General features: G+C 33.4%; 3 protein-coding genes. All 3 read right to left on the bottom strand.

What is annotated here, in order from left to right:
* Positions 1–35 precede the first annotated feature (35 nt).
* Genes ACW2QF_RS19410 through ACW2QF_RS19400 form a run of 3 tightly spaced genes read right to left on the bottom strand, consistent with a single transcriptional unit; the run spans position 36 to position 2,386 of the window.
* On the bottom strand, positions 36–1,712 hold the full coding sequence (locus ACW2QF_RS19410) for a leucine-rich repeat protein (protein ID WP_455717664.1): 1,677 nt from the start codon (positions 1,710–1,712) through the stop codon (positions 36–38).
* Positions 1,705–2,076: a hypothetical protein gene (locus ACW2QF_RS19405; protein ID WP_455717663.1), complete on the bottom strand. Its 372-nt coding sequence runs from the start codon at positions 2,074–2,076 to the stop codon at positions 1,705–1,707. The genes ACW2QF_RS19410 and ACW2QF_RS19405 overlap by 8 nt, the downstream gene beginning before the upstream one ends.
* Before the next feature lie 34 nt (positions 2,077–2,110).
* On the bottom strand, positions 2,111–2,386 hold the full coding sequence (locus ACW2QF_RS19400) for a hypothetical protein (RefSeq protein ID WP_455717662.1): 276 nt from the start codon (positions 2,384–2,386) through the stop codon (positions 2,111–2,113).
* Positions 2,387–2,580 lie beyond the last annotated feature (194 nt).

Raw genomic sequence — 2,580 nt, 5'->3', positions numbered from 1 at the left:
ATATACACCAAGAATATATCACTCATATAAGAAAATCAATTTATAATCTTTACCTTACTGCTCTGCCCTTTTCCTTGTAATAATTTCTTATAAACACTCAATTTGGATTTTGGAACCTTAATTACAACGTTATTGGATACGTTCTTAAAAGCATTTTTCGTGTCAGTATTGAGCTTGGTACTTTTGATTATTATCTTTTGTAAGTTGTTCCATTCCGGAAAATTAATATTACCTATTTTCGTGACATTACTACCGAATATAAAGGTTTTTGCGTTATAGCAGTAACTGAAAGCGTCATCATATACCTCTGTTACCTTATAGGTATTACCTTTAATTTTGATTGTTGCTGGTATTGTGATTGTAGTTTCGGAGCTATTTTCGATACGATTAACTGCAACCGTCTTTGTTTTGTCTGTACTTTTAATAATTGAATACGTAATATTCTTGACCACGAATTCATCGCCTTTAATTAGATTGTCTTTAGCAACTGTTCCATCAGTAGGAATTGTACAAAATACAGGGGCTGAATTATTTGTAAAGTACCATGTAACATTGTTATTATATACAATTGGTTGGCAATCAGACAGATTTCCCGTCATACTTCTTACATTCGACAAGGTTTCTCCCTTGCCGTTTATCATGACATAATTAACTTTTTGTTGGTATGTATTTGTATTCGTTGTTTCCCATAGTACCATGAATTTATCATCACTGATTTTTACTAATTGAGGGGTACTTACTTGTATTTTACTGTTTTTCTTGTATTTCGTTAAATATATTAGTTTTGTATTTCCATCAACTAAATCTCCTTGTGGAGTAACGCTTAGAAAAATGTTGCGTACATAGGAGCTAGTATTTTTGTAATTCCCAGCAACAATATATGAAGAATTCGAAACCTCAAATCCGCCGACGCTACCTCCTGTTGAATTATCCCCTATATTACCAGGGAATTCGAGTAGATCTATATAGCTACAGTCACCTGTAAACGTAGGCTCTCCTGCAGGTTTGCTGTATTTAATCAATGCTATTGAGCGTGGGTAAGCATCACCATGATCAACTGCTAATAGTTCACTACCATTAACTAGAATAAACTGATTGAAGGAATGACTTACATAACCATAGCCAATATTCATAACTCTAGAATATGAATCTGTTATTTTCATATCTGAAGTATTCACTGACAGTGTAAGATTTGCTTGATGATTTCGACCATCAGAACTCTTGTACATCTCATGAGAAGTTCTGATGTAAAGCATATCCCCAGATTCTGCAAAACGGAGGCTTCCCGCATCAAATGGTATTGTTGTGTTACAATCAGTAAGAGAACAACTTGCAATCCGCTTCCAGTCCTTTGAATACTTTACAATACGAATTACCTCACGTTTCTTACTTTCCTTATTATTAGTTTGTCCGAACACAAAATAATTGGCATCTTTTCCAGCATAAAATCCACCAAACAATTGCAGTTCTTTCTTTATGGTACCCTTACCTAGAAGTCTAAATTTCTTATCATAATTTTCATAAACGATTTTGTTATCTACTAGTTCTACTCTTATAATGGTATGATCTTCATTTTCATACAGATAGGAATACATTGGCGAGGACCAGGTTGCATAGTTCTGGCTACTTTTATTGTCACTGGTTGTACCCTCACTTGAGGTCCGTTCAGCTTTATCTGCCAAATAATAGAAACAGGCTTTTTCCTTAATCATGTACTCCCTTAGTAATCGGAATAAGCATAAGCAGCACTACAATCCCAACCAAACCAATGATGACTCCTAGGATAAACTTGTCAAACACCATTGTTAAGCACATTCCAATACCAAACAATAAAGCTCCAAAAACACCGACTGCTACAGATCCTACTGTTTTTGCTTTTAATTTAATAGGTTCTTTTCCTTCCATTCTCCTCCATACGATAACAGTAATAAGAAGTACAACAATTCCAATTATACCTGTAACAATTCCCTTGTTAAGCATTCCCCATTCTTCAATCAAAGCCATGCACATACCTAATGAAAAAAACACAACTCCAATGGTTCCCAAAATCAATGCTACAAAATTACTTTTCTTCATAACATAACCCTCCATCTTCTTCATTCTCAATTACTTATTTCTTCTCAGAAGATTCCTCCTCATTCTTTTTTTCAAGAAAGGTATCTACAAATGCATCCTCAATTTTTTGATAAGCTCCTACTACACCATCTTCGATTTTATGGTAAGCATTTGTTACTTTCTCTGCTGTTTTCCCAGTTTTCATACGGTAACCACCTACTGAATTTTCATCCTTTTCTAGAAAAGTATCTGTAAACTTCTTTTCTACCGTCTTATATGTAGCCACAACCTTATTACCGATTTTCCCAGTTTTTAATTGATATTCTTCCATCCTAATCTCCTCCAATTATATTTTTATTTTGAAAAACAACTACTTGATTTGCTTTCCCTTTTGATATAAAAATAATATCTTGTTTTCATTTATAAATTGTTAGAGTTATGTTTCTGAAATATTAAAATTAAACTAAAAGCCGATTTCCTTTTTCACAAATAGCATATAACTCATCATATTTGTCTTCAATAAGC

The organism is Anaerosporobacter sp. (assembly GCF_965301125.1).
The sequence above is the reverse complement of the archived record's forward strand: the minus strand, read 5'-3'. Positions and strand labels throughout refer to the sequence as shown.